Consider the following 23,430-nt stretch of genomic DNA (forward strand, 5'->3'; position numbering starts at 1 on the left):
CTTCTCCATTCGGGCGACAGCTGCGGTGCGGTACGGCACCTTCCCCTAGCTCCAACCTAGGCGCGCGTCGCCGATTCCGAAAGCGGCGGGTTCGGTGCTGCACACAGCAAAGCGGCGGCGACGGCGGTCCGAAGACCACCGTCGCCGCCGCAAACGAGCGTGCGCGCGGGGCGCCGCTCCTAGTTCTCGAGCTGGGCGTCGAGCGTGATCTCGACTCCGGTCAGCGCCTTCGAGACGGGGCAGGTCGCCTTCGCCTCGGCGGCGGCCTTGGCGAAACCGTCGGCGTCGACGCCCGAGACCTCGCCGCGCACGGTGAGGTGGATGCCGGTCAGCTTGAAGCCGCCGTCAGCCTTGTCCGGGCCGAGGGTGACGTCGGCCTTGACGTCGAGAGCCTCGACGGTGCCGCCGGCGGCACCGAGGATCGCCGAGAACTGCATGGCGTAGCACGACGAGTGAGCGGCGGCGATGAGCTCTTCGGGGCTGGTGGCTCCGTTGGCGTCGTCAGCCGCACGCTTCGGGAACGACACGTCGTAGGTGCCGATCTTCGACGAGCTGAGTTCGACCTGGCCGGATCCTTCTTCGAGGCTTCCGTTCCAGGCGGTGCGAGAGGTGCGAGTGGGCATGATTTCTCTTTTCTTGAGGGGTGGGAATGCGGAGTCGGAGAAGTCAGGCGGCCTGGCGGACGTGCGCCGCGACCGTGGCGATCTGCTGCTGCAGGAAGTGAAGGGCCTCAGGATCCAACCCGGTCGCCTGGCAGATACCGTCTTGGATCGAGGCGGTCGCGCCCCGCAGCTCGCTGCCACTCGCGGTGAGTGACACCTCGACGACACGCTCGTCGCCCGGCGTGCGGGTGCGCGTGACGTGGCCGGAGGTCTCGAGGCGACGGAGCAGGGGCGACAGCGTGCCGGAGTCGAGGTTGAGTCGGTCGCCGAGGTAGCCGACGGTGACGGGCCCCTCTTCCCATAGCACGAGCAACACAAGGTACTGGGGGTAGGTGACGCCGAGAGGCTCGAGCAGATCGCGGTACCGCGCCGTCAGCGCCCGCGACGCGCTGTAGAGCGCAAAGCAGATTTGCTCGTCGAGCAGGGGCGTCGGTGCGGTGGGCATGACGATCACGGTAGCACATTGCGCGCAATAGTGTCGTGCACAACTAATCGTCCCGGCAAAACGCCGAGTGCCGCCAGATGCTCTCGCCCGGGCTGGGCGGAGAGCATTCGGCGGCACTCGGCGTGAGCGGCCTCGCTAGGACGCGGTCGTGGTCGCGATCCGGCCCAGTAGGCCGTTAACGAAGCTGCCCGAATCGTCGGTCGACAGGCTCTGCGCGAGCTCGACGGCCTCCGAGATCGCCACGGCGTCAGGGATGTCGTCGTTGTGCGTAAGCTCCCAGATGCCGATGCGCAGGATGGCCCGATCGATCGTGGGCATCCGGGCCAGAGTCCAGCCCTGCGAATACGTCTCGATCAGCTCGTCGATCTCGGGGCGATTCTCGATGACGCCCTGAACGATGTCGCGCGCGTAGCCCCAGCTCGAGTTGCGCTCGGGGGTGTCGAGCGCACGCTGCGTCTCGGCGACGAGTGCGTCGTCGATCGAGATCTGGCGGATGTCGGCGACGTAGAGCACGTCGAGGGCGCGCTTACGCGCTTTGGTGCGAGCACTCATTGTGGAGGCGCGACCTAGTCGTTGACGCGGCCGAGGTAGCTGCCGTCGCGCGTGTCGACCTTGACCTTGGTGCCGGTCTCGAGGAACAGCGGCACCTGGATCTCGTAGCCGGTCTCGACGGTGGCGGGCTTGGTGCCGCCGGTCGAGCGGTCGCCCTGGAGACCGGGCTCGGTGTAGGTGACCTCGAGGACGACCGACGCGGGAAGCTCGATGTACAGCGGGTCGCCGTCGTGCAACGCCATCTGCACGTTCTGGTTTTCGAGCATGAAGTTCTTTGAGTCGCCGACGATCGTGGCGGGCACGTTGATCTGGTCGTAGTCGGTGGTGTCCATGAACACGTAGCCGTCGGCCTCGGCATACAGGTAGGTGTATTCGCGGCGGTCGACATTGGCGAAGTCGATCTTGGTGCCGGCGTTGAACGTCTTGTCGACGACCTTGCCGCTCATCACGTTCTTCATCTTGGTGCGGACGAACGCCCCGCCCTTGCCGGGCTTGACGTGCTGGAACTCGATGACGTTCCAGAGCTGGCCGTCGAGGTTGAGAACGGCGCCGTTCTTGATGTCGTTGGTAGTCGCCATGCGAGGAATCCTTTGAAGATGAGAGAAAAGTGGCTGGTGCACGGCACCCCGAGGGATGCGGCACGTCGGCCGGATTCGGCCATCGACAAGTGTAGCCGACGCTCGGATCCCTGACACGGGAGCGAGCGCTCGGCAAGCATTCAGGGGGTGAGGCGCTCCCGGAGGAACCCCACCACGCGCTCGCGCGCCGCCAGCGCGGGGTTGCCCGGCGCCTCGCGCACCTCGCTCGTGATCACCGAGTGCGCGTTTTTCGAGAAGCCGCCCTCGTTGCCGGGCGAGGAGTCGAGTTCGATCATCTCGAACGCGTCGCCCAAGCGGTTCTTCAGGGTCGCGAAGCGCGCGGCCTGAGCGGCGCGGTCACCCGAAAATCGCAGGCCGAGCGCGCAGACCTCGCCGGCAGAGGCCCGGGCGGCCACGCGGTCGAATTCGGCAGGCGAGAGGCCTGGATCCTTGGCCCGCGCCTTTCCGAGAGGAAACGGAACGGAGGGCTGGCTCAGCACGGACGCCGAGACGGAGTCGTCGACAGCCGCCGCGAGAGCGAAGCCGCCGGTGAAGCACATGCCGATAACGCCCACCCCGGTGCCGGGCGTGCGCGCCGCGAGGTCGGCGGCCACCGCCCGCAGGTAGTCGGTGATCGGCCGGTGCGCACCGACTGCGAAGGCTCGAAACTCGGCCGCAACGCAGAGACGAGCGACGACGCCCAGGACGTAGCCCGTGGTCGGCGCACGGCCCGGTTCGCCGAAGGGCGAGGGCACGACGACGGTGAAGCCCTCGTCGACGAGGTGGTCGGCGAGCCCCAGTACCTCGGGCGTGATGCCCGGCACCTCGGGGATCAACACGACGCCCGGGCCGGAGCCCTTCTCGTAGCAGTCGTAGGTCAGCCCGCCCCCGGTGAAGGGCGCAACAGCCCAGCCGTCGAGCGTGGACACGGGAGCGGAAGGCGTCATGCGGCTCATCGTAAGCCGGATGGGTACGGTGTCGTCATGGGAGTCCACAGGTCGTGAGCGACGACGAGCCCTACGTCCCGTTGAACCGTCGCCCGAACCCCGACCTCGTCTCGTACGGGCAGACCAACGACGACTCCCCCGGGTTCACCACCGGCCTGTGGACCACTGAGGCCCTCCTGTCCGCCGTGGTCCTCGGCGGATTCACCGTGCTGAGGCCCCTCGGCGATCTCGTCAACGTCGTCACGGCGCTCGCCTCGATGCTGCTGTTCGTGGCTCTCTACGCGATCATCCTTCGGGGTCGGTTGCGAAAGCCGTCGAGGTCGGGTTCGAGATACGTCGTGCGGATCCTCGCCGTCGTCCTGGTGCTCGCAGCAGTGGTGGCGACGACGCTGCTCGGAGTGCGTACCGCCGCGGGAACGCCGACGGGTGAACTCGTGCTCCCGGCCGTCGGCACCTGGGTGCTCGGTCAGGCCGCGCTCGTGGCGGCGTACTTCTCGCGAATGTTCCGAAGTCTCGCCGAAGGCGCCGACCCTCGCCGTCGCACTTCGGGGCCGTCGTAGCGTCACCTCGGAAGCCTCCGCCGAGGCTCTAGCGGTGCGCCTGCTCCAGCGTGCCCTGCTGCTGCTCGGCGACGTGCTGCTGGTTGGCGTCGTCCTCGTGCTTGACGGCGTCCTGCCGGCTGGCGACGTCCCTCCGGTCGGCGACGCGCGCCCCCGCGGCGGCGACCGCGAACCGGTAGGAGTCGAGGCCGAACCCGGCGATGATGCCGGTCGATACGGCGGAGATGACGCTCGACTGCCGCGACTCCCCCTGCGATACCGGGTTCGTGAGATGCGCCTCGATCACCGGCAATCCGGCCTCGACGACCAGCGCGGCCGCGTCGCGCAACCCGTACGAGTAGCTGGTGAAGGCGGCGGGATCGATCACGACACCCCAGCCCCGGTCGGCAGCCTCGTGAAGCCACGAGATCAGTTCGGCCTCGTCGTCGGTCTGCCGAGCCACGACGATGATCGACGGATCGACGGATTCCAACGCGACCAGGAGGCCCGCCGCAGTCCCCGACGACACCGAGTGCGCCGACGGATACCGCGAGTCGGGCCCGCCGACCTCGGGTGCGGTGACGACGAGCACTGTTGCGTGAAGGGCGGTCGTCACGACCCGATCTCCTGGTAGGCCGCGAACAGCAGGCTGGAGTCGGGCGCCTCGAGCACGGTCGGCCGGGCCGTGTCGTCGAGCACGATGAAGCGCAGCATTCCGGCCCGGGTCTTCTTGTCGCGCTGCATCGTTGCGAGCAGCGTGTTCCAGCGGCCGGTCGGGTAGCTGATCGGCAGACCGAGAGACACGAGGATCCGGCGGTGCCGATCCACGACCTCATCCGACAGGCGCCCCGCCAGCCGCGACAGCTCGGCGGCGAACACCATGCCGACCGAGACAGCGGCTCCGTGCCGCCACTGGTAGCGCTCGGCGTGCTCGATGGCGTGGCCGAGCGTGTGCCCGTAGTTGAGGATCTCGCGGAGCCCGGCCTCGGTGAAGTCTTCGCCGACGACGCGCGCCTTGAGACCGATCGCGAGTTCGACGACGCGCCGGAACTCCGGGGTCGACGGGTCGACGACGCGGTCGACGTCGGCCTCGACGATGTCGAGGATCTCCGGCTCGGCGATGAACCCCGCCTTGACGATTTCGGCGAAACCGGCGAGGACGTCGTTGCGCGCAAGGCCGTCGAGCAGATCGAGGTCGACGAGCACGCCGGCCGGGGCGTAGAACGAGCCGACGAGGTTCTTGCCCTCGGCGGTGTTGATGCCGGTCTTGCCGCCGATCGACGCGTCGACCATGCCGAGCACCGTGGTCGGGATCTGTACGAGCTGGACACCGCGGAGCCAGGTGGCCGCGACGAATCCGGCGAGATCGGTCGTCGCTCCGCCGCCGAGGCCGATGACGGCATCGGTCCGGGCGAAGTCGGCCTGGCCGAGGATCTGCCAGCAGAAGGATGCCACCTCGACGCGCTTGCCGGCCTCGGCGTCGGGGATCTCGGCGATGAGCGCCTCGAAACCGCGGGCCAGCAGCGACTCGCGGAGGGCCGTGGCCCGGGCGCCGAGCGGCGGGGCGTGCACGATGAGGATCTTTTTGGTCTGCGGGCCGAGGAGGTCGGGCACCTCCGCGACGACGCCGCGACCGATTCGCACGTCGTAGGGTGAGGCGCCGGAGACGGAGATGACGGTCGTCGGCGTACCCGCCGTTGACGTCTCGGCGGTCTGATCGGTCTTTGGTGCGTCGGTCATGAAGGCTCCGTTTCGACCCACGCCACGATGTCGTCGACGACGTGCGAGAGGGGTCTGTTCGAGGTATCGAGGGTGAGGTCGGCGAGCGAGGCGTAGATGGGGGCGCGCTCGGCAGCGATGCGCTTCCACGCCGCAATGCCGCCGTGGTGAAGGAGGGGACGGTCGGATCCTCGGATTCGGGATTCGACTGCCTCGGGAGTGACCGTCAGGAGAACGACCCGCTCGTCACGGAGTCGGACGCGGGTGCCCTCGTCGAGAACCGCCCCACCACCCAGCGACACCACGACGGTGCCCGCGAGGGCAGAGGTCACCGCGTCGCGCTCCAGTTCGCGGAACCCGGGTTCGCCGAGCGACTCGAACAGGGCGGGAATCGGGCCGTGCTCCTTGACGATCTCTTTGTCGGTGTCGACGAAAGCACGACCGAGGCGTTTGGCGACCCGGCGGCCGACGCTGGTCTTGCCGGCCCCCATCGGGCCGATCAGCACGACCGGGCGGTGACGCTCTTCCGACATCAGAACTGGGTCGCGGGGGCGCCGCTCTCGGTCGTCGTCGTGAGGAGCTCGGGAATGGCCGCCAGGTAGTTGGTCATGTTGCGGCTCGTCTCGTCGATCGAGTCGCCGCCGAACTTCTCGAGCACGGAGTTGGCGAGGACGAGAGCGACCATCGCCTCGGCGACGACGCCGGAGGCCGGAACCGCGCAGACGTCAGAGCGCTGGTGATGGGCGCTGGCCGTCTCGCCGGTGGCGACGTCGACGGTCGCGAGAGCGTGCGGCACGGTCGCGATCGGCTTCATGCCGGCACGGACGCGAAGCACGGTGCCGGTCGACATGCCGCCCTCCGTGCCTCCGGCGCGATCGGTGTCGCGAGAGATGCCACGACTCGTCTGACGCAGTTCGTCGTGCGCCTCGGATCCGCGGCGGGTGGTGGTCAAGAAGCCGTCACCGACTTCGACGCCCTTGATCGCCTGGATGCCCATGAGGGCCGCGGCGAGCTGTGAGTCGAGACGGCGATCCCACTGCACGTGCGAGCCGAGGCCGGGCGGGAGGTTGTAGGCGAGCACCTCGACGACACCGCCGAGAGTGTCGCCGGCCTTCTTCGCATCGTCGACCTCCGCGACCATCAGGGCCGACGTCACGGGATCGAAGCAGCGCAACGGGTCGCCGTCGAGCGCCTCGAGGTCGTCGAGTGTGGGCAGGGGCCGACCCTCGGGCACGCGGACGGGTCCGATCGAGAGAGTGTGGCTGACGAGCTCGATGCCGAGCTCGGCCAGGAACGACTTCGCGACAGCACCGAGGGCGACCCGGGCCGCGGTCTCGCGGGCACTGGCACGCTCCAGGATGGGGCGAGCGGAGTCGAAGCCGTACTTCTGCATGCCGACCAGGTCGGCGTGACCGGGTCGGGGCCTGGTCAGCGGCGCGCTGCGACCGCGGGATGCCTCGCTCACCTCGACCGGCTGGGGGTTCATGACCTCTTCCCATTTCGGCCATTCGGTGTTGCCGACGCGCAGCGCGATGGGACTGCCGATGGTGCGCCCGTGGATGACACCACCCGAGATGTGCAGCTCGTCTTGCTCGAACTTCATGCGCGAGCCGCGGCCGTAGCCGAGCTTGCGGCGCGCAAGGTCGCTCTGGATGTCTTCGAGGAACACCGGCACACCGGCCGGGATTCCTTCGAGAACGGCAATCAGTTCGGGGCCATGAGACTCACCCGCGGTCAACCATCGAAGCATGTGTCGATTGTTCCACACGCGACGGTTGCCCCGTCGCGAGGCTCCCCCGGCTTACTGGTACTCGGGGTGGGCCCGCAGCCACGACTGGAACTGCGTCACGGCCTTCTGGTGCTCGGCATAGGTGGTCGAGAACACGGTCTCGCCGCTATCGAGGTCGACGGTCACGAAGTAGACCCACGTGCCGGTCGCCGGCCTGACGGCGGCCTCGATGGCGATCTCACCGGGGTTCGAGATCGGCCCGACGGGCAGACCCTTGTGCACGTAGGTGTTGTATTCGTTGCTCGCGTCCGCACGCTCGGCGTCGGTCGTCGTGACCCGGTCGGTCGTGCCTGCGCCATACGCCACGGTCGCGTCGGACTGCAGCAGCATTCCGTCGTCGATCCGGTTCTGGAACACCCGCGCGACCTTCGGGTAGTCGGCCGCGAGACCGGCCTCTTTTTGAATGAGCGACGCGAAGATGACCGTGCGCTCCCACTTCGATTCGGGCACCCCCGCGGCGGTGAGACGCTTCTTCATCTCGTCGACCATGTCTTGCAGGTAGGCGTGAGCGGTCTTGTTCGGTTCGAGCTCGTACGTCGCGGGGAACAGGTAGCCCTCGAGACTCGTCGCATTCGACGGCAGATCGAACGACTTGTAGTCGGCCGCGGCCTTCTTGACCTTGGCGATCGGGATCTTCGTCGCGCTGGCCGTCAGACTGATGATGCCCTTGAGGGTCGTGCCCTCGGGGATCACGATCTTGGTGGTGATCCGGGCCGACGTCGACTGGAGACGGTCGATGGCCGACTGGGCGCTCATGTGCTCGAACATCGAGTAGGTGCCGGGCTGGAACGAGATCTCTTTGTTCGCCAGCAGCAGGCTGTAGGTCGCGGCCGACGTCTTCGTCACACCGGCCTTCGCGAGCTTCGACGCGATGGTCTCGCCGATATCACCCGAGACGATCGTGAACTCGACCTTGGTGCCATTGCCTGACCCGGCGTAGTCGTCGTCGGGCTCGCCGCCGAACAGCGACTGGATGCCGGGGGCGTACTGCTTGTAAAGGGTCGAGATGACGGCTCCACCTCCGCCGACGACGATCAGGAGAACGGCGATCAGGATCCAGGTGCCCGGCTTTCGCCAGCGAGATCGTCGACGCTCGACCGGTGCCGTCGGTGGGGGTGCCGCAGCCTCCGCTGTCGCCTGCGGTGCTCGCTTCGAGCGTTCGGTCTTGCGGGGAGCCGCGCGTCCGCGTCGACGCTCCTCTTCTTCGCGCCGAGCTCGGAGGTCGCGCCGCGACGGGCCGGGATCGGCCACTGCGGGAGTCACAGGAGGGGTCTGCCCACTCGGCGAAACCTGTCCGCTCTGCGCCGCGCCGCCCTGCAGGGGATGGCCGCGCTGCTCCGGCTCGTCGGCCGTCTCTCCCGATCGCCGCGACGTCGTCGTCGTGCGCTTCTCGGAGGGGGTGCCGGCAAAGATGTCGTCCCAGGAGGGTTCGTCTGCCACGTTCTACCGTTTCTCGTCGGAATTCGTCGTCACGGGAACAAGGGAGCCCGGTGGACGTCCGCTCGATCGTTCCAGGTCGATGGCGTGCTGCACGATTATAACGGCGGCCACCTGATCGATCACGGACCGCTGCTTTTTCGACGATCGACCCGAGGCGCGGAGGGCCGACGACGCAGTCACCGTCGAGAGCCGCTCGTCGACGAGACGGACTGGCCGAGGATCCGCGCCCCGCGCCAGACGCTCCGCGAACTCGCGCGCGTCCGACGTCGACGGGGTGTCGCCGCCCGACAGCGACAGGGGCAGGCCCACCACGATCTCGATCGCGTCGAGCTCGGTGGCGTGCGCCAGAATCGTCTTTACGTCGTCGCCGGCAGCCCCGGTGTCTTTCGGGCTACCCGAGCGCGTGACCGTCTCGATCGGCGTGGCGATCAGACCGTCGGGATCGGTGCGCGCGACGCCGATGCGGGCTTTGCCCACATCGACGCCGATCCGCGCCCCGCGGCGGAACCCCGTATCGATGATCAGGACCTGAGCGCTTCGACGATGGCGGTGAGTGCGGCCGGGATCGCCGACACATCGGAGCCTCCGCCCTGAGCGAGGTCGTCTTTACCGCCTCCACCACCACCGAGGATGCCGGCCGCGGTGCGGGCCAGGAGGCCGGCCTTGGCGCCGGCGTCGCGCGCCGGGGCGTTGGTCGCCACGATGACCGCTGGCTTGCCCGACACGTCGGCCGCGAGTGCCACGACGGCGGGAACCGAGGATCCGAGACGCTCGCGAACGTTCGTCGCCAGACTCCGCAGTTCGTCGGCCGACTTCACCTGACCGACGTGTTCTGAGACAACGCGCAATTCGCCCACGGCCGAAGCCTTCTCGACGAGTGCGGGAACGCGCGTCTGGAGGGCCGCCGCTTCGAACTCGGCGATCCGTTTCTCGGCCGCCTTCAACTGACCGGCGAGGTCGGCGATGCGATCGGGAAGCTGCTCGCGCGGCGTCTTGAGCGAGGAGGTCAGCTGGTTGACGAGCGAACGCTCGGTGGCGAAGTCGCGGAAGGCGTCGACGCCGACGAGCGACTCGACGCGGCGGTTGGTCGATCCGATCGATGACTCACCGACGAGGTTGATCAGACCGATCTGCGACGAGTGCGACACGTGGGTGCCGGCGCAGAGCTCGCGCGACCAGGGGCCGCCGATGTCGACCATGCGCACCTCCTCGCCGTACTTCTCGCCGAACAGGGCCATGGCTCCGGCCGCGCGCGCTTCGTCGAGCGGGAGGATGCGAGTCGTGACCTCGAGGTCGTCGCGGATCTTGGAGTTGGCGATGTCTTCGATCTCGCTGCGGGTGCCCGCCGACAGGGGGTTCGACCAGTTGAAGTCGAGGCGCATGTAGCCCGACTTGTTGTACGAGCCGGCCTGGTGCGCCTCGGGGCCGAGCACCTGCCGCAGGGCGGCGTGGATGAGGTGCGTCGCCGAGTGCGCCTGCGTTGCTCCGCGACGGTACGTGGGGTCGACCACACTGGTGGCGGCGTCGCCGACACCGACCTCACCGGATCGCACCTGCACGCGGTGGCTGATGAGGCCCTTGACGGGCTTCTGCACGTCGAGCACCTCGAGGTCGAACCCGTTGCCGACGATGCTGCCCGCATCGGCCTCCTGGCCACCCGACTCGGCGTAGAGCGAGGTCTCGGCGAGGATGACCTCGGCGATGTCGCCGGCCACGGCTCGATCGATTGACTCGCCCCCGACGATCAGGCCCAGGATGCGCGACTCGGTGTTGAGGAAGTCGTAGCCGGTGAAGACCGTCTCGCCCTGGGCTCGAAAGGCCGAGTAGACGCTGAGGTCGGCGAGGGCCGTCTTGCGCGACTTCGCGTCGGCCTTGGCGCGGGAGCGCTGCTCCTGCATCAGGGTGTCGAACGCGGTGCGGTCGACGGTGAGGCCGGCCTCTTCGGCGATTTCGAGGGTGAGGTCGATCGGGAACCCGAATGTGTCGTGGAGAAGGAAGGCGGTGTCGCCCTTGAGTTCCTTCTTGCTGGCGGCGACGGTCTGGTCGACCGCCTCGTCGAGAATCGCGGTGCCGGAGGCCAGGGTGCGGAGGAAGGTCTCCTCCTCGGCGAAGGCGAGGCGCGAGATGCGGCTGTAGTCGGTCTCGACCTCGGGGTAGGCGGCCTTCATCGCGTCGCGCGAGGCGGCGAAGAGCTCGGGGAAGGTCGCGCCTTCGACACCGAGCAGGCGCATCGAGCGCACGCTCCGTCGGAGGAGGCGGCGCAGGATGTAGCCGCGGCCCTCGTTCGACGGGGTCACGCCGTCGCTCATGAGCATCAGCGCGGAGCGGACGTGGTCGGCGATGACGCGCATGCGCACGTCGTCGTCGTGGTCGGCGCCGTAGGCCCGAACGGAGAGCTCGGCGGCACGGTCGAGCACGGGGCGAACCTGGTCGATCTCGTACATGTTGTCGACCCCCTGCTTGAGGAAGGCGACTCGTTCGAGACCCATGCCGGTGTCGATGTTTTTGTTGGGCAGCTCTCGCACGATGTCGAAGTCGACCTTCGAGCGCACGTTGTCGATCTGGTACTGCATGAACACGAGGTTCCAGATCTCGACGTAGCGGTCGTCGTCGGTGGCGGGGCCGCCGTCGATGCCGTAAGCGGGGCCGCGGTCGAAGAAGATCTCGGAGCAGGGGCCGGCAGGGCCCGGCTGGCCGGTGTGCCAGTAGTTGGTGTCTTTGTCGAGACGCTGGATCTTCTCGTCGGGGAGGCCCGCGATCGACTTCCAGAGGGCGATGGCCTCGTCGTCGTCTTTGTAGACGGTGACCCACAGGTCTTTCTGGTCGAACCCGAGCCCGCCATCGGCCTCCGGGGTCGTCAGCAGCTCCCACGCGTAGGTGATCGCCTGCTCTTTGAAGTAGTCGCCGAACGAGAAGTTGCCGTTCATCTGGAAGAAGGTGCCGTGGCGCGGCGTCTTACCGACCTCTTCGATGTCGTTGGTGCGGATGACCTTCTGTACGCTCGTCGCCCGCGGGTACGGCGCCGGCACCAGGCCGGAGAGATACGGGATGAACGGCACCATGCCGGCCACGACGAAGAGCAGGCTGGGGTCGTCGCTCACGAGCGAGGCGGACGGCACGACGGTGTGCCCACGGTCGCCGAAGTACTTCAGCCAGCGGTTGCGAATTTCAGCGGTCTGCATGGTGGTCTCTCAGATCTGGTGTGTCGGAGTCGCTGGTGCGTCGGATTCGAGGCGCGACGGATCAGTCGCGATCGCGCAGTTCGGCTTGGCGGCTGCGATAGCCATCGGCCACGGCCGTGGAGAAACGCGTTAGGCGGCTGTCGAGACCCGTGAAGAACTCCCGACCGGCCGGTGTCTGGTTGACCTTGTGGGCCACGACGAAGCCCAGGGCGGTGCCGACGAGCAGGAAGAACAGGGATTTCACGGTTGGAGCTCCTTCGAATGGACTGCCGTCAATCCTACCGAGATGCAGAAAGGGAGCAGACCGCGCGAGGCGGGCTGCTCCCTGTCTGTGGAGAGGCTCTCCCTGTGGAGGAGGAGAAGCCGGGTGAAGAAAGGGTCTAGCGGGCGGCGTAGTACTCGACGACCAGCTGGACTTCACAGGTCACGGGGACCTCGACGCGCTTCGGGCGACGAACGAGCTTCGCCTGCAGCTTGTCGATCTCGACCTCGAGGTACGCGGGAAGCTTGGGGAGGACGTCCACGTGACCACCGGCGGCGGCGACCTGGAAAGGCTCCATCGACTCCGACTTCGGCTTGACGTGCATCATCTGGCCCGGCTTGACGCGGAACGAGGGACGGTCGACGAGCTTGCCGTCGACGAGGATGTGACGGTGAACGATCATCTGGCGAGCCTGAGCCGTGGTGCGGGCGAAGCCGGCACGCAGGATCAGCGCGTCGAGACGCGTCTCGAGGAGCTCGACGAGGTTCTCACCGGTCAGGCCCTTGGCCTTGCGGGCCTCTTCGAAGACGATCTTGAGCTGAGCTTCGCGGATGCCGTACTGGGCACGCAGACGCTGCTTCTCGCGGAGACGGACGGCGTAGTCGCTGTCGGTCTTGCGCTTGGTGCGGCCGTGCTCACCGGGAGCGTAAGGACGCTTCTCGAGGTAGCGGGCGGCCTTCGGGGTCAGCGCGATGCCGAGGGCACGCGACAGACGGGTCTTGCTGCGGGTACGTGACTTAGTGGACACGGTTCCCTTCCTTGTCGAAAATGGAAATGAAATGAGCGTCAAGCGCGCGAGCGCCGGCGTTCGTAACAAGAGGGGTGATCGCCGCGGTGGTCGACCGGCTACAGGTCGTCTCACCTTGATCAGGACGTCTTCCGCAGCCGCGCTTCGACGCCCTGAATACAGGCAACCGTACAAGCTTACATGGAGAGAGGGACGAGTGGGAGCATTAGTGCCCCCGCGTGATTCTCCGCAGCTTCTCGAGCCTGGCCGTCACGTCTCGCTCGTTGCCGTTGCTCGTGGGGTCGTAGTAGCTGCGCCCCACCAGCTCGTCGGGGAGGTACTGCTGCTCGACGACGCCGAACTCGGAGTCGTGGGCGTACTTGTAGCCCTTGCCGTGGCCGAGCCGTTTGGCGCCCGGGTAGTGCGCGTCGCGCAGGTGCTTCGGCACGCGGCCGGCTTTGCCGGCTCGCACGTCGGCGATGGCCTGATCGATGCCGAGGTAGGAGCGGTTGGATTTGGGAGCGGTCGCGAGGTAGACAACGGCCTCAGCCAACGGGATGCGGCCCTCGGGCATGCCGATCATCTGCACCGCATCGGCCGCGGCCATCGCGATGAGGAGGGCCTGCGGGTCGGCCATCCCGATGTCTTCTGCGGCCGAGACGATGATGCGCCGGGCGATGAACCGAGGATCCTCCCCGGCCTCGATCATCCTGGCCAGATAGTGGAGTGCGGCGTCGACGTCGCTCCCCCGCACCGACTTGATGAAGGCCGAGATGACGTCGTAGTGCTCGTCGCCGTTGCGGTCGTATCGGAGCAGGGCCCGATCAACGGACTGGGCGACGAGCTCGGAGGTGATGAGCGGGGCCGAGCCGGACTGCGGGTCGGTGTCGTCGCGGGGCCGGGCTGGATCCTTGTCGTCGTCTCCGTCGTCGGCCTCCTCGGCCTCCTCGTCGTCGTCTTCGTCGAGGTCGTCGACCGAGCCCGCAGCGGCCTCGACGTCGGCCATTGCCCAGGCGGACTGCGCCGACGCCTCGAGGGCCGTCAGCGCACGGCGGGCATCGCCCGAGGCGAGACGCACGATCATCGCGAGGGCGTCGTCGTCGAGAGTGACGCTGTCGTCGAGGCCCCTGGGGTCGCGGACGGCGCGTCGCACCAGCTCGGCGAGGTCGTCGTCGCTCAGCTGCTCGAGGGTGAGGAGAAGCGACCGGGAGAGGAGCGGTGTGATGACGGAGAACGAGGGATTCTCGGTCGTCGCGGCGATGAGGATGATCCAGCCGTTCTCGACCCCGGGAAGCAGAGCGTCTTGCTGCGCCTTGGTGAAGCGGTGGATCTCGTCGAGGAACAGGACGGTCGTCGTGCCGTAGAGATCGCGGTTGGTGAGCGCCTTCTCCATCACCTGGCGGACGTCTTTGACACCCGCAGTGACGGCCGAGAGCTCGACGAACTGTCGGCCCGAGCTGTGGGCGACCGCCTGCGCGAGAGTCGTCTTACCCGTGCCGGGCGGACCCCACAGGATTACCGAGACGGCACCCGACTCGCCGGAGGTGTCGGACGCCAGCTGCACCAGCGGCGAACCCGGTCGCAGCAGGTGCTTCTGGCCGGCGACCTCGTCGAGGCTGGTGGGGCGCATGCGGACGGCCAGAGGGGTGGAACTCTGCCGCACGCGCGAAAGCGGGCTCATGAGAACTCATGCTAGACCGGACCCCCGACACCGCCTGCCGTGGTCGGAGCCGCTCCTCCGTTACAGTTCAGGCTGAACCTGCTTCACGCTCCTCCGGGGGCGCCAGCTCATTCTGGAGGATCCGTGGCACCGAGCAAGAACGACCGTGAAGCCCGTGAGCGGCTGAGGCGCTACACCGCCCGTCAGCAGGTCTACGGGGTGCAGACCAAGCGTCGGTTCCGTGACAACGTTGCGGCGATCATCGCCGTCGTGCTCGTGGGCGCTCTCGGAACGGGCGCGCAGATCGTCTACTCCCGGGGTGGGTTCTCCCCCGCATCGACGGCAGCTTCGTCGCCGTCCGCTTCGGCGTCTGCCGCCTCCGCCGTGCCGTCGAAGAGCATCGCCGAAGACCGCACCTGGACGGGCTCGCTGAAGCTCAACTCGAACGTGACGCTGGGCATCGAACTCGACGGCGCAAAGGCGCCTCAGGCGACCAGCGTGCTCGTGACCCTGATCAAGAAGAACTTCTACGAGGGCACGCACTGCTGGCGGATGAGCAACGGCAACGGCGCCAAATTCCTCCAGTGCGGTGCGACCAAGGCCGATGGCACGGGCGACGACGGCTACCAGTTCGGCCCTCTCGAGAACGTGCCCTCCGACTCCGAGTACAAGACCGGCGTCATCGCCATGGCGCGGGCCTCGACGGCCGACTCCCAGGCCACGCAGTTCTTCATCGTCTATGGCTCCACGACCCTCGACGGGACGACCGGCGGTTACACGGTGGTCGGCAGGGTGACCTCCGGCCTGTCGTCGATGGAGAAGAACATCACCGATAAGGGCCTGACCCCCGCAGATTCGGCGAATAGCCCGACGGACGGCGCGCCCAAGGTCGCGACGACGATCACCGCCGCCACCATCAAGTAGCTTCATTCCAAGGCTCCGCCCAGGCTTCGCGTCTGTGCAATAGGCTGAACATCCATCGCCAGAGGCTGATGGACCTCACCGACGAGACACGCAGCAAGGTGGAATTGTGGCTACGAACGATCAGGCGCCCTGGGGCCGAGTCGATGACGACGGGACGGTCTACGTCCGACAGGCCGATGGCGAACGCGCCGTCGGCCAGTACCCCGACGCGACCCCCGAAGAGGCACTCGCCTACTACGAACGCAAGTTCACCGAGCTCGCCGGTCAGGTGACGCTCCTCGAGCAGCGCGTCAAGCGGGGTGCCAGCGCCTCCGACGTCTCGAAGGCGGTCGGCCACCTCAAAGAGGCCTTGGCCGAGCCCAGCGCCGTCGGCGACATCGATGCCCTGCGCACTCGAGTCGCCGCTCTCGACACGACGGTCGTCGAACTGACCCAGCAGCAGAGCGCTGAAGCGCAGGCCGCTCAGGCGGAGGCCGTCGCTTATCGCACGGCTCTCGTCGTCGAAGCCGAGGCATTGGCGGCTCAGGATCCCGCGCGGGTCCAGTGGAAACAGGTCACCGCGTCCGTCGACGACATCTTCTCGCGCTGGCAGAAGCACCAGCAAGACGGCCCGCGCATTCCCAAGGGCGAGGGCAACGACCTGTGGAAGCGCTTCCGGGCCGCCCGCTCGACGATCGACACGCACCGGAAGGCCTTCTACGCCGAGCTCGACTCGGTGCACCGTGACGCCCGAAGCCGCAAGCAGGCTCTGGTGGAGCGAGCCGAAGAGCTGGCGCCGAAGGGTGCCGACGGCATCCCCACCTACCGCCAGCTGCTCGACGACTGGAAGCGCGCCGGCCGCGCCGGCAAGAAGTACGACGATGCTCTCTGGGCCCGATTCAAGGCTGCCGGCGACGTGCTCTATGGGGCGAAGACCGCCCTGGTCGCGCAAGACGAAGAAGAGTACAGCGCCAACCTCGAAGCGAAGAACGCCCTGCTCGACGAGGGCCAGGCGATCCTCGCGCTCACCGACCGGGTTGCGGCTCGCGACGCCCTGATCTCGCTGCAGCAGCGCTTCGACGACATCGGTCGGGTTCCGCGCGAGCAGGTCCGTCCCGTCGAAGACCGCCTCCGCAAGATCGAGACGCACGTTCGCACCCTCGACGAAGAGTTCTGGCAGAAGAACAACCCGGAGCGCAAAGCTCGCTCGGAGGGCCTCGCAGGCCAGCTGCAGAGCGCCATCGCGAAGCTCGAGACCGAGCTCGAGGCGGCACAGGCCTCGGGCGACAAGCGCGCGATCAAAGACGCTCAGGAGGCGCTCGACGCCCGTCGCGTCTGGCTGGACGCGCTCGGCTAGACCTCACCATCGTCTCGGGCCCTGCTAATCGGCACAGACCCTCGCGATCGGCTCAGACCCTCGTTGTCGGCTCAGACCCGTGTCCTAGGACGCGGGTCTGTGCCGGTTAGGCGGGTCTGCGCCGTCTTCAGGGGTCTATGCCGTCTTGAAGGGTCTGTGCCGATCGGGCCGTCGTGGGCGACTCGGCGGGCGCGCGGGCCGGGCCTCCACCGCGCCGGGGCGGCCAGCGGCTCTCCACAGATCGGGGTTGCCGCGGATCCTCGTCGTCTCGTTCGTCGAGGCTGGAGCCATGACCACCTCGCTTCCGTCCGTTCTCACCACCGCTGAGCTCCCCTTCGTCGAGTTACAGGCCGCCGCCCTCGACGGAGACGTGTTTCCCCTCGACCGGGCGTTCTGCTCGATCGCCGAATTCGATGTTCCGTGGCGGCGGGCGCTGGCGCTCGCGCCGCGAGTGACTCCGGCAGCGGTCGCGGTGCGCCTGACGGCGGCCTGGGTCTGGGGCGCAATTGCCGAAGCGCCGTGGGAGGCGGAGGTCTTGACGCACGGGCATCGGGTGCGCGACTTCGCTGACGAGATCGTCGACTTCGGGCCGATCCGGGTGACCACGCCGGCTCGCACGCTCGTCGACCTCGCGCGCGCCGACGTGTGGGACGCCCGGGTGGCGCTTGCGGCCCGTCGGCTCGCTGAAGAGCACCACCTGACCGCAAACGACATCCGCGCCGTGCTCTCGCGATCGACGCATCTGCCGTACCGGCGGCGAGCGGAGGATCGGCTCGGCGGGCTGGGCCTCACCGTGCGCCGCGACTGTGCCTGACGGCGGGCCGCGACTGTGCCTGACGGCGGGCCGCGACTGAGCCTGACGGCGGGCCGCGACTGTGCCTGAATTCAGGAACGGTCGGGCGCGGATCCTGAACAAAGAAGTGCCGAGGCCCAAGGCTCCTGACTGACGTGCATCAGAGGCCTGCTACTCCTTCGTCGGGGAGCGCGACTCCTTAGTTCAGGAGCCCAAGACCCTACGAGCCCAAGAGCCCGCGAGCCCAAGACCCAGTGAGCCCAAGGATCCGCGACACCGCGCTCGCTCAACCCCCGCTGACGCGATAGACGTCGTAGACCGCGTCGATCCGCCTAACCGCATTCAGCACCCGGTCGAGGTGGGTGGTGTCGCCCATCTCGAACACGAACCGGCTGAGGGCCAGACGCTCGGACGAGGTCGAGACCGTTGCCGACAGGATGTTCACGTGATGCTCCGAGAGCACCCGCGTGACGTCGGAGAGGAGGCCCGACCGATCGAGCGCCTCGATCTGGATCTGCACGAGGAACACGCTCTTGGAGGAGGGCGCCCACGAGACTTCGATCATTCGCTCGGGCTCGTTCATCAGGCTCTGCACGTTGTGGCAGGAGGCCTGGTGGACGCTGACACCCTGACCACGGGTGATGAAGCCCACGATCTGGTCGCCGGGCACCGGGGTGCAGCACTTGGCGAGCTTGACGAGAATGTCGGGTGCGCCCCGCACGAGCACGCCCGAGTCGCTGTTGCGCAGGGGTCGCTGACGACCCTTCGACGGGAACTCGAGGTCGAGATCGGTGTCGTCGTCGGTCTGCGTCTGCACGGCGGACAGGATCTTCTCGATCACCGACTGCGTCGAGATGTGCCCCTCGCCGACAGCGGCGTACAGAGCCGTGATGTCGTCGTAGCGCATCGTCGCCGCGACCTCGGCGATCGAGTCTTGACTCATGAGCTTCTGGAGCGGAAGGTTCTGCTTGCGCATCGCTCTCGCAATGGCGTCTTTGCCCTGCTCGACCGCCTCGTCGCGGCGCTCTTTCGTGAACCACTGCTTGATCTTGTTGCGGGCACGCGGGCTCTTGACGAAGGCGAGCCAGTCTTGGGAGGGGCCCGAGTCGGGATTCTTCGAAGTGAAGACCTCGACCACGTCGCCCGACGTGAGGGTCGACTCGAGGGGCACCAGGCGGCCGTTGACCTTGGCCCCCATCGTGCGGTGCCCGACCTCGGTGTGCACGGCGTAGGCGAAGTCGACGGGCGTCGCTCCCGAGGGCAGGCCGATGACCTTGCCCTGCGGCGTGAAGACGTAGACCTCTTTCGCCCCGATCTCGAAGCGGAGGCTGTCGAGGAACTCCCCCGGGTCGGCGGTCTCGGCCTGCCAGTCGGAGATGTGGGCGAGCCACGCCATGTCGGTCTCGGTCTTGGGGTCGCTCAGGTTGTCGCGGCCGCCGTTCATCCGCTGCTTGTACTTCCAGTGGGCGGCCACACCGAACTCGGCACGCTGGTGCATCTCGTGGGTGCGGATCTGGATCTCGACCGGACGGCCCTTGGGTCCGATCACGGTCGTGTGCAGGGACTGGTACAGGTTGAACTTCGGGGTCGCGATGTAGTCCTTGAAGCGACCGGGGATCGGGTTCCAGCGCGCGTGGATCGAGCCGAGTACCGCGTAACAGTCGCGGAGCGAGTTCACCAGCACGCGGATGCCGACCAGGTCGTAGATCTCGTCGAACTCGCGACCGCGCACGATCATCTTCTGGTAGATCGAGTAGTACTGCTTCGGTCGGCCGACGACGTCGCCGCGGATCTTCGACGACTTGAGGTCGCTCTTGACCGCGTTGATGACGTTCTGCACGAACTGCTCGCGCTGCGGGGTCCGCTGCTTGACCAGACTGTCGATCTCGACGTAGAGCTTGGGGTGGAGCACCGCGAAGCTGAGGTCTTCGAGCTCCCACTTGATCGTCTGGATTCCGAGGCGGTGGGCCAACGGAGCGTAGATCTCGAGCGTCTCGGTCGCCTTGCGGCTGGCCGACGAGGATTCGACGAAACCCCAGGTGCGCGCGTTGTGAAGGCGGTCGGCGAGTTTGATGACGAGCACGCGGATGTCTTTCGACATCGCGACGACCATCTTGCGGACGGTCTCGGCCTGAGCGCTGTCGCCGTACTTGAGCTTGTCGAGCTTGGTGACGCCATCGACGAGCATGGTGATCTCGTCACCGAAGTCGCGACGCAGCATGTCGAGCGTGTAATCGGTGTCTTCGACGGTGTCGTGCAGCAGGGCCGCCGCGATCGTCTTCGCACCGATGCCGAGGTCGGCCAGAATCTGAGCGACTGCCACCGGGTGGGTGATGTACGGCTCACCGCTCTTGCGGAACTGACCGGTGTGGGCGCGCTCGGCAACCGTGTAGGCGTGTTCGATAATCGAGAGGTCGGCCTTGGGGTGATGCATGCGGACCGTCTTGATGAGCCGGTCGACGGCACCCGCCGGCTGACTCCGCGAGAAGAGGCGGGGCAGCAGAGTGCGCAGTGAGGCCGTGGAGGCTCCCCCACCCTGCGGCGCTGAACCCGGGCGGCCCGGATCGCCGGGCGCGGGAGACTCGGTCGTAGAGATCTCTGTCGTCATCAGCGCCCACTCTCGTCAGTGCATATGTTCAGCAGTGCATCTGTTCAGCTAGCGGACCCGGTCACGAAAGCTCTCGCCCGACTACCGCATCTGTTCAGGATAGTCGGTCGAGGTCAGCCGACTGACGGCTCGGCACCGTTCTCGCTCGTCAGTTCGCCCTCGGCGTGCTGCCAGGCCACCATGCCGCCGAGCACGTTGACGGCGTCGTAGCCGTTCTGACGGAGGGCGTTGGTCACCTGGGCGGAACGACCGCCGAGATGGCAGACGACGAGGATCTCGCGGTTGTCGGGGACCTCCGACACGCGGACGCCGATCTCGGACATCGGCAGCAGGTGCGCGCCGGGAGCATGGCCGGCATCCCACTCGTGCTGCTCGCGCACGTCGAGGAGGTAGGCGCCGTTCTCGACAGCGCTGACAGCCTCCGCGGCATCGATCTCAGTGCGCTGGGCGGATCCTTCGGTTGTCATGCGGTGACCTCGGCTTTCGCCTTCTTCTCGTCGGACTTCTTGATCAGCGTCTCGTGACCTCGGATCTGTGCGTAGACCGGCGCCGCGATGAAGATCGTGGAGTAGGTGCCGACCAGGATCCCGATGAACAGCGACAGGGAGATGTCGCGCAGGGTGCCCGCACCGAGCAGAACCGATCCGATGAAGAGGATTGCTGCCACGGGCAGCAGGGCGACGACCGAGGTGTTGATCGAGCGGACGAGCGTCTGGTTGACCGCGAGGTTGACCGATTCGCCGAAGGTGCGAGACGAGCCGTTCTTGTCTTCGGAGTTGTTCTCGCGAATCTTGTCGAAGACGACGACCGTGTCGTAGAGCGAGTAGCCGAGGATCGTCAGGAACCCGATCACCGCCGCCGGCGAGACCTGGAAGCCGAGGATGCCGTAGACGCCCGCCGTGATCACCAGGTCGTGGATGAGCGAGATCATCGCGGCCGCCGCCATCTTCCAGGTGCGGAAGTAGATGGTCATGAAGATCGCGGCCAGGATGAGGAAGATCACGAGCCCGCGGATGGCCTGTGTCGTGATGTCGCCACCCCAGGTGGCGCCGATGAAGCTTGTTGCGACGTTCTTCTCGGGCACGTCGTACGCCTTGGCGAGGTCGAGGCCGAGGGCGTCTGTCTGACGCGTAGTCAACTCGTTCACCTGCACGCGGACGATGTCACCGCCGACGATCGAGACGAGGGGTGTGGCGTCGGATTTAAATGCCGTCACGGTATCGATGGCGGTCTCTTGCTTGGGGTCGGTAACCCCCGAGATCTGGTACTCGGAGCCGCCGGTGAAGTCGATGCTGAACTGGAAGCCGCCACGCGCGAGCGGGATGAGCACGGACGCGAGCACCAGGATGATCGCGATGCCGTACCAGATCTTGCGTCGGCCGACGATATTGACCGAACGAGCCCCCGTGTAGAGGTCGTTACCGAACTGGGAGAAGCTGGCCATCAGGAATCCTTCTCGGACGTGGTGCCGGACTGGTCGTTCGTGGGTGCGGTGCCGTTGGTCGGCCCGGTGCCGCTAGTGGGGCCGGTGCCGTTCGTCGGCGCCGTGTCGTCCGCCTCGGCCCTGCGGCGCTCGGCGATCGTCTGACGCTTCTCTGCCTCCTTGCCGCCGGCGCGCTTGCGACCCGCTGCGAGGGGCTCGCGGAAGTGCGCACGACCGCGGTAGACGGCACCGAGGGCATTGGGATCGAGCCCGCTGAACTTGTGGCCGCCGCCGAAGTAGCGGGTGCCGGCGAGCAGGCGCAGCATCGGGTGGGTGAACAGCACCACAACGATGACGTCGATGAGGGTGGTCAGCAGCAGGGTGAGAGCGAAACCCTTCACGTTGCCGACCGCGAGGATGTAGAGGGTGACGGCGGCAAGGAAGTTGACCGTGTCGGACGCGAGGATCGTGCGGATCGCGCGCTTCCAGCCGTGCTCGACGGCCGACTCGAGAGGCCTGCCGTCTCGAAGCTCGTCTCGGATGCGCTCGAAGTAGACGATGAACGAGTCGGCGGTGATACCGATGGCCACGATGAGGCCCGCCACACCGGCCAGCGACAGGCGGTAGCCGTCGTGCCAGGAGAGGAAGTCGATCGTGAGATAGGTGATAACACCGGAGATCGCGAGCGAGAGGACGGTCACGAAGGCCAGTGCCCGGTATTGGATCACCGAGTAGATGATGACCAGGATGAGGCCGATCAGACCGGCGATCAGGCCGGAGAGGAGCTGGGTCGTGCCGAGCGTTGCCGAGATGACCTCGTTGCTCTGGACCTCGAAGTTGATCGGGAGGGCGCCGAATTTGAGCTGGTCGGCCAGGGTCTTCGCGGAGTCGGAGGTGAAGTTACCGGTGATCTGGGCCGAGCCGTCGGTGATCGCCGAGTTGGTCGACGGGGCGGTGATGACGGATCCGTCGAGCACGATCGCGAACTGGTTGCGCGGTGCGGTCAACGAGACAAGACGGCTGGTGACGTTCTTGAACTCCGTCGTGCCCTTGCCATTGAAGTCGATGTTGACTGCCCACTGGCCGGTGCTGTTGCCCTGCGAGTTAGTGGCGAGGCCCGACGTCGCGTCGCTGATCGTCGAGCCTTCGACCTCGACGGGGCCGAGGATGAACTTCGAGACCTGACCGCTGTCGTCGGTGGAGCAAGTGACCAGCGGCTCGTCGTCGGGGGCGTTCGTCACGTCGTCGGGAGCGGCGCAGTTGTAGTTCGTGTAGAGGTCGGCGAGACGCTCCGAGATCCAGCTGACGTCAGAGGCGTCGGTCGGCTTCGCGGTCGGGTTCGCATCGAGTGTCTTGCTCGGCGTGTACGGCGTGGCCGACGCTGAGGCCCCGACCGAGCTGGCGGTCGCGGCCTCGGTGTAGAGGACGGGACGGAACGTGAGGCGAGCAGCGGACTCGATGCGGTTCAGCTGCTCTTCGCTCGGCTTGCCGGGCAGCGACACGACGATGTTGTTGCGCCCCTGAGTGTTGATCTCGGCCTCGGTCACACCGTTCGCGTTGATGCGCTGACGAATGATCGACACGGCCTGGTTCAGCTGGTCGGACGAGACCGTGGCACCGCTCTGGAGCTGTGCCTGGAGGGTGATCTGCGTGCCGCCCTGGAGGTCGAGCGCGAGCTCGGGAACGAAGCTGGCGTTGCCCCACCACCCCGTGTCGTCGCCCGTCGTCTTGTGCAAGATCGTCGCCGCCCCGTTGAGGGCTGTGATGGCGGCGATGATCACCAGCAGCCAGGTCAGGGAGCGAAGGGCCTTCTTCGCGGGCGTCGATCGTGCCACGGAGGAACT

General features: G+C 67.1%; 23 protein-coding genes. 4 read left to right on the forward strand and 19 right to left on the reverse strand.

Going from position 1 to position 23,430, the window contains the following annotated elements:
* Positions 1–179 precede the first annotated feature (179 nt).
* The 5 genes from EDF39_RS13560 to EDF39_RS13580 all read right to left on the reverse strand — a co-directional run bounded on the left by EDF39_RS13560 (position 180) and on the right by EDF39_RS13580 (position 3,184).
* A complete protein-coding gene (locus tag EDF39_RS13560) occupies positions 180–623 on the reverse strand; it encodes an OsmC family peroxiredoxin (RefSeq protein ID WP_055957942.1) in 444 nt (147 codons plus the stop codon).
* A 43-nt stretch (positions 624–666) separates the two neighbouring features.
* Positions 667–1,107 (reverse strand): MarR family winged helix-turn-helix transcriptional regulator, encoded by a 441-nt coding sequence (locus EDF39_RS13565; protein ID WP_123943897.1) that lies wholly within the window; start codon positions 1,105–1,107, stop codon positions 667–669.
* Between the two features lie 135 nt (positions 1,108–1,242).
* A complete protein-coding gene (nusB, locus tag EDF39_RS13570; RefSeq protein WP_055957945.1) occupies positions 1,243–1,659 on the reverse strand; it encodes a transcription antitermination factor NusB in 417 nt (138 codons plus the stop codon).
* Positions 1,660–1,673: 14 nt separating this feature from the next.
* Positions 1,674–2,237 (reverse strand): elongation factor P, encoded by a 564-nt coding sequence (efp, locus tag EDF39_RS13575; RefSeq protein ID WP_055957947.1) that lies wholly within the window; start codon positions 2,235–2,237, stop codon positions 1,674–1,676.
* A gap of 140 nt (positions 2,238–2,377) precedes the next feature.
* Positions 2,378–3,184, reverse strand: a complete 807-nt coding sequence (locus EDF39_RS13580) for a dienelactone hydrolase family protein (RefSeq protein ID WP_123943899.1) — start codon at positions 3,182–3,184, stop codon at positions 2,378–2,380.
* 53 nt (positions 3,185–3,237) lie between these two features.
* Between EDF39_RS13580 and EDF39_RS13585 the strand changes: the two genes are divergently transcribed.
* A complete protein-coding gene (locus tag EDF39_RS13585; protein ID WP_123943901.1) occupies positions 3,238–3,744 on the forward strand; it encodes a hypothetical protein in 507 nt (168 codons plus the stop codon).
* Between the two features lie 28 nt (positions 3,745–3,772).
* Here the strand turns inward: EDF39_RS13585 and EDF39_RS13590 are convergent, their stop codons facing one another.
* From EDF39_RS13590 to EDF39_RS13635, 10 genes are all read right to left on the reverse strand, one after another.
* Positions 3,773–4,339 (reverse strand): type II 3-dehydroquinate dehydratase, encoded by a 567-nt coding sequence (locus EDF39_RS13590; protein ID WP_055957957.1) that lies wholly within the window; start codon positions 4,337–4,339, stop codon positions 3,773–3,775.
* Positions 4,336–5,463 carry a 3-dehydroquinate synthase gene (gene aroB, locus EDF39_RS13595; protein ID WP_123943903.1) on the reverse strand — a complete coding sequence of 376 codons (1,128 nt, stop codon included), beginning with the start codon at positions 5,461–5,463 and terminating at the stop codon, positions 4,336–4,338. The genes EDF39_RS13590 and aroB overlap by 4 nt, the downstream gene beginning before the upstream one ends.
* Positions 5,460–5,975, reverse strand: a complete 516-nt coding sequence (locus EDF39_RS13600) for a shikimate kinase (RefSeq protein ID WP_123943905.1) — start codon at positions 5,973–5,975, stop codon at positions 5,460–5,462. Before EDF39_RS13600 ends, aroB begins: the two co-directional genes overlap by 4 nt.
* The gene (gene aroC, locus EDF39_RS13605; protein ID WP_123943907.1) at positions 5,975–7,192 is read right to left on the reverse strand and encodes a chorismate synthase; all 1,218 of its coding nucleotides are present in this window, start codon (positions 7,190–7,192) and stop codon (positions 5,975–5,977) included. Before aroC ends, EDF39_RS13600 begins: the two co-directional genes overlap by 1 nt.
* Before the next feature lie 51 nt (positions 7,193–7,243).
* Positions 7,244–8,671, reverse strand: coding sequence for an endolytic transglycosylase MltG (gene mltG / locus EDF39_RS13610; protein WP_123943909.1), 1,428 nt, complete (start codon positions 8,669–8,671; stop codon positions 7,244–7,246).
* A gap of 3 nt (positions 8,672–8,674) precedes the next feature.
* Positions 8,675–9,190, reverse strand: coding sequence for a Holliday junction resolvase RuvX (gene ruvX, locus EDF39_RS13615; protein ID WP_123943911.1), 516 nt, complete (start codon positions 9,188–9,190; stop codon positions 8,675–8,677).
* Between the two features lie 2 nt (positions 9,191–9,192).
* A complete protein-coding gene (gene alaS / locus EDF39_RS13620; RefSeq protein WP_123943913.1) occupies positions 9,193–11,853 on the reverse strand; it encodes an alanine--tRNA ligase in 2,661 nt (886 codons plus the stop codon).
* Positions 11,854–11,914: 61 nt separating this feature from the next.
* Entirely contained in the window at positions 11,915–12,097 is a 183-nt protein-coding gene (locus EDF39_RS13625; RefSeq protein WP_123943915.1) for a hypothetical protein, read from the reverse strand.
* Positions 12,098–12,233: 136 nt separating this feature from the next.
* Positions 12,234–12,863 (reverse strand): 30S ribosomal protein S4, encoded by a 630-nt coding sequence (rpsD, locus tag EDF39_RS13630; protein WP_055957982.1) that lies wholly within the window; start codon positions 12,861–12,863, stop codon positions 12,234–12,236.
* A 205-nt stretch (positions 12,864–13,068) separates the two neighbouring features.
* Positions 13,069–14,523: a replication-associated recombination protein A gene (locus tag EDF39_RS13635; protein ID WP_123943917.1), complete on the reverse strand. Its 1,455-nt coding sequence runs from the start codon at positions 14,521–14,523 to the stop codon at positions 13,069–13,071.
* Between the two features lie 123 nt (positions 14,524–14,646).
* Between EDF39_RS13635 and EDF39_RS13640 the strand changes: the two genes are divergently transcribed.
* The 3 genes from EDF39_RS13640 (at position 14,647) to EDF39_RS13650 (ending at position 17,576) form a co-directional block, all read left to right on the forward strand.
* The gene (locus tag EDF39_RS13640) at positions 14,647–15,426 is read left to right on the forward strand and encodes a peptidylprolyl isomerase (RefSeq protein ID WP_123943919.1); all 780 of its coding nucleotides are present in this window, start codon (positions 14,647–14,649) and stop codon (positions 15,424–15,426) included.
* Between the two features lie 106 nt (positions 15,427–15,532).
* Positions 15,533–16,762: a DUF349 domain-containing protein gene (locus EDF39_RS13645; RefSeq protein ID WP_055957990.1), complete on the forward strand. Its 1,230-nt coding sequence runs from the start codon at positions 15,533–15,535 to the stop codon at positions 16,760–16,762.
* A gap of 289 nt (positions 16,763–17,051) precedes the next feature.
* The gene (locus tag EDF39_RS13650) at positions 17,052–17,576 is read left to right on the forward strand and encodes a hypothetical protein (RefSeq protein WP_123943921.1); all 525 of its coding nucleotides are present in this window, start codon (positions 17,052–17,054) and stop codon (positions 17,574–17,576) included.
* A gap of 265 nt (positions 17,577–17,841) precedes the next feature.
* Here the strand turns inward: EDF39_RS13650 and EDF39_RS13655 are convergent, their stop codons facing one another.
* The 4 genes from EDF39_RS13655 to secD all read right to left on the reverse strand — a co-directional run bounded on the left by EDF39_RS13655 (position 17,842) and on the right by secD (position 23,421).
* Positions 17,842–20,163 carry a bifunctional (p)ppGpp synthetase/guanosine-3',5'-bis(diphosphate) 3'-pyrophosphohydrolase gene (locus EDF39_RS13655; RefSeq protein WP_084815866.1) on the reverse strand — a complete coding sequence of 774 codons (2,322 nt, stop codon included), beginning with the start codon at positions 20,161–20,163 and terminating at the stop codon, positions 17,842–17,844.
* 113 nt (positions 20,164–20,276) lie between these two features.
* Positions 20,277–20,630, reverse strand: a complete 354-nt coding sequence (locus EDF39_RS13660; RefSeq protein WP_123943923.1) for a rhodanese-like domain-containing protein — start codon at positions 20,628–20,630, stop codon at positions 20,277–20,279.
* Complete coding sequence (secF, locus tag EDF39_RS13665) at positions 20,627–21,607, reverse strand: protein translocase subunit SecF (RefSeq protein WP_055957999.1); 981 nt, start codon at positions 21,605–21,607, stop codon at positions 20,627–20,629. The genes EDF39_RS13660 and secF overlap by 4 nt, the downstream gene beginning before the upstream one ends.
* Positions 21,607–23,421 (reverse strand): protein translocase subunit SecD, encoded by a 1,815-nt coding sequence (gene secD, locus EDF39_RS13670; RefSeq protein ID WP_123943925.1) that lies wholly within the window; start codon positions 23,419–23,421, stop codon positions 21,607–21,609. Before secD ends, secF begins: the two co-directional genes overlap by 1 nt.
* Between the last annotated feature and the right edge of the window lie 9 nt (positions 23,422–23,430).

Source organism: Frondihabitans sp. PhB161 (assembly GCF_003814635.1).
Lineage (GTDB): Bacteria > Actinomycetota > Actinomycetes > Actinomycetales > Microbacteriaceae > Frondihabitans.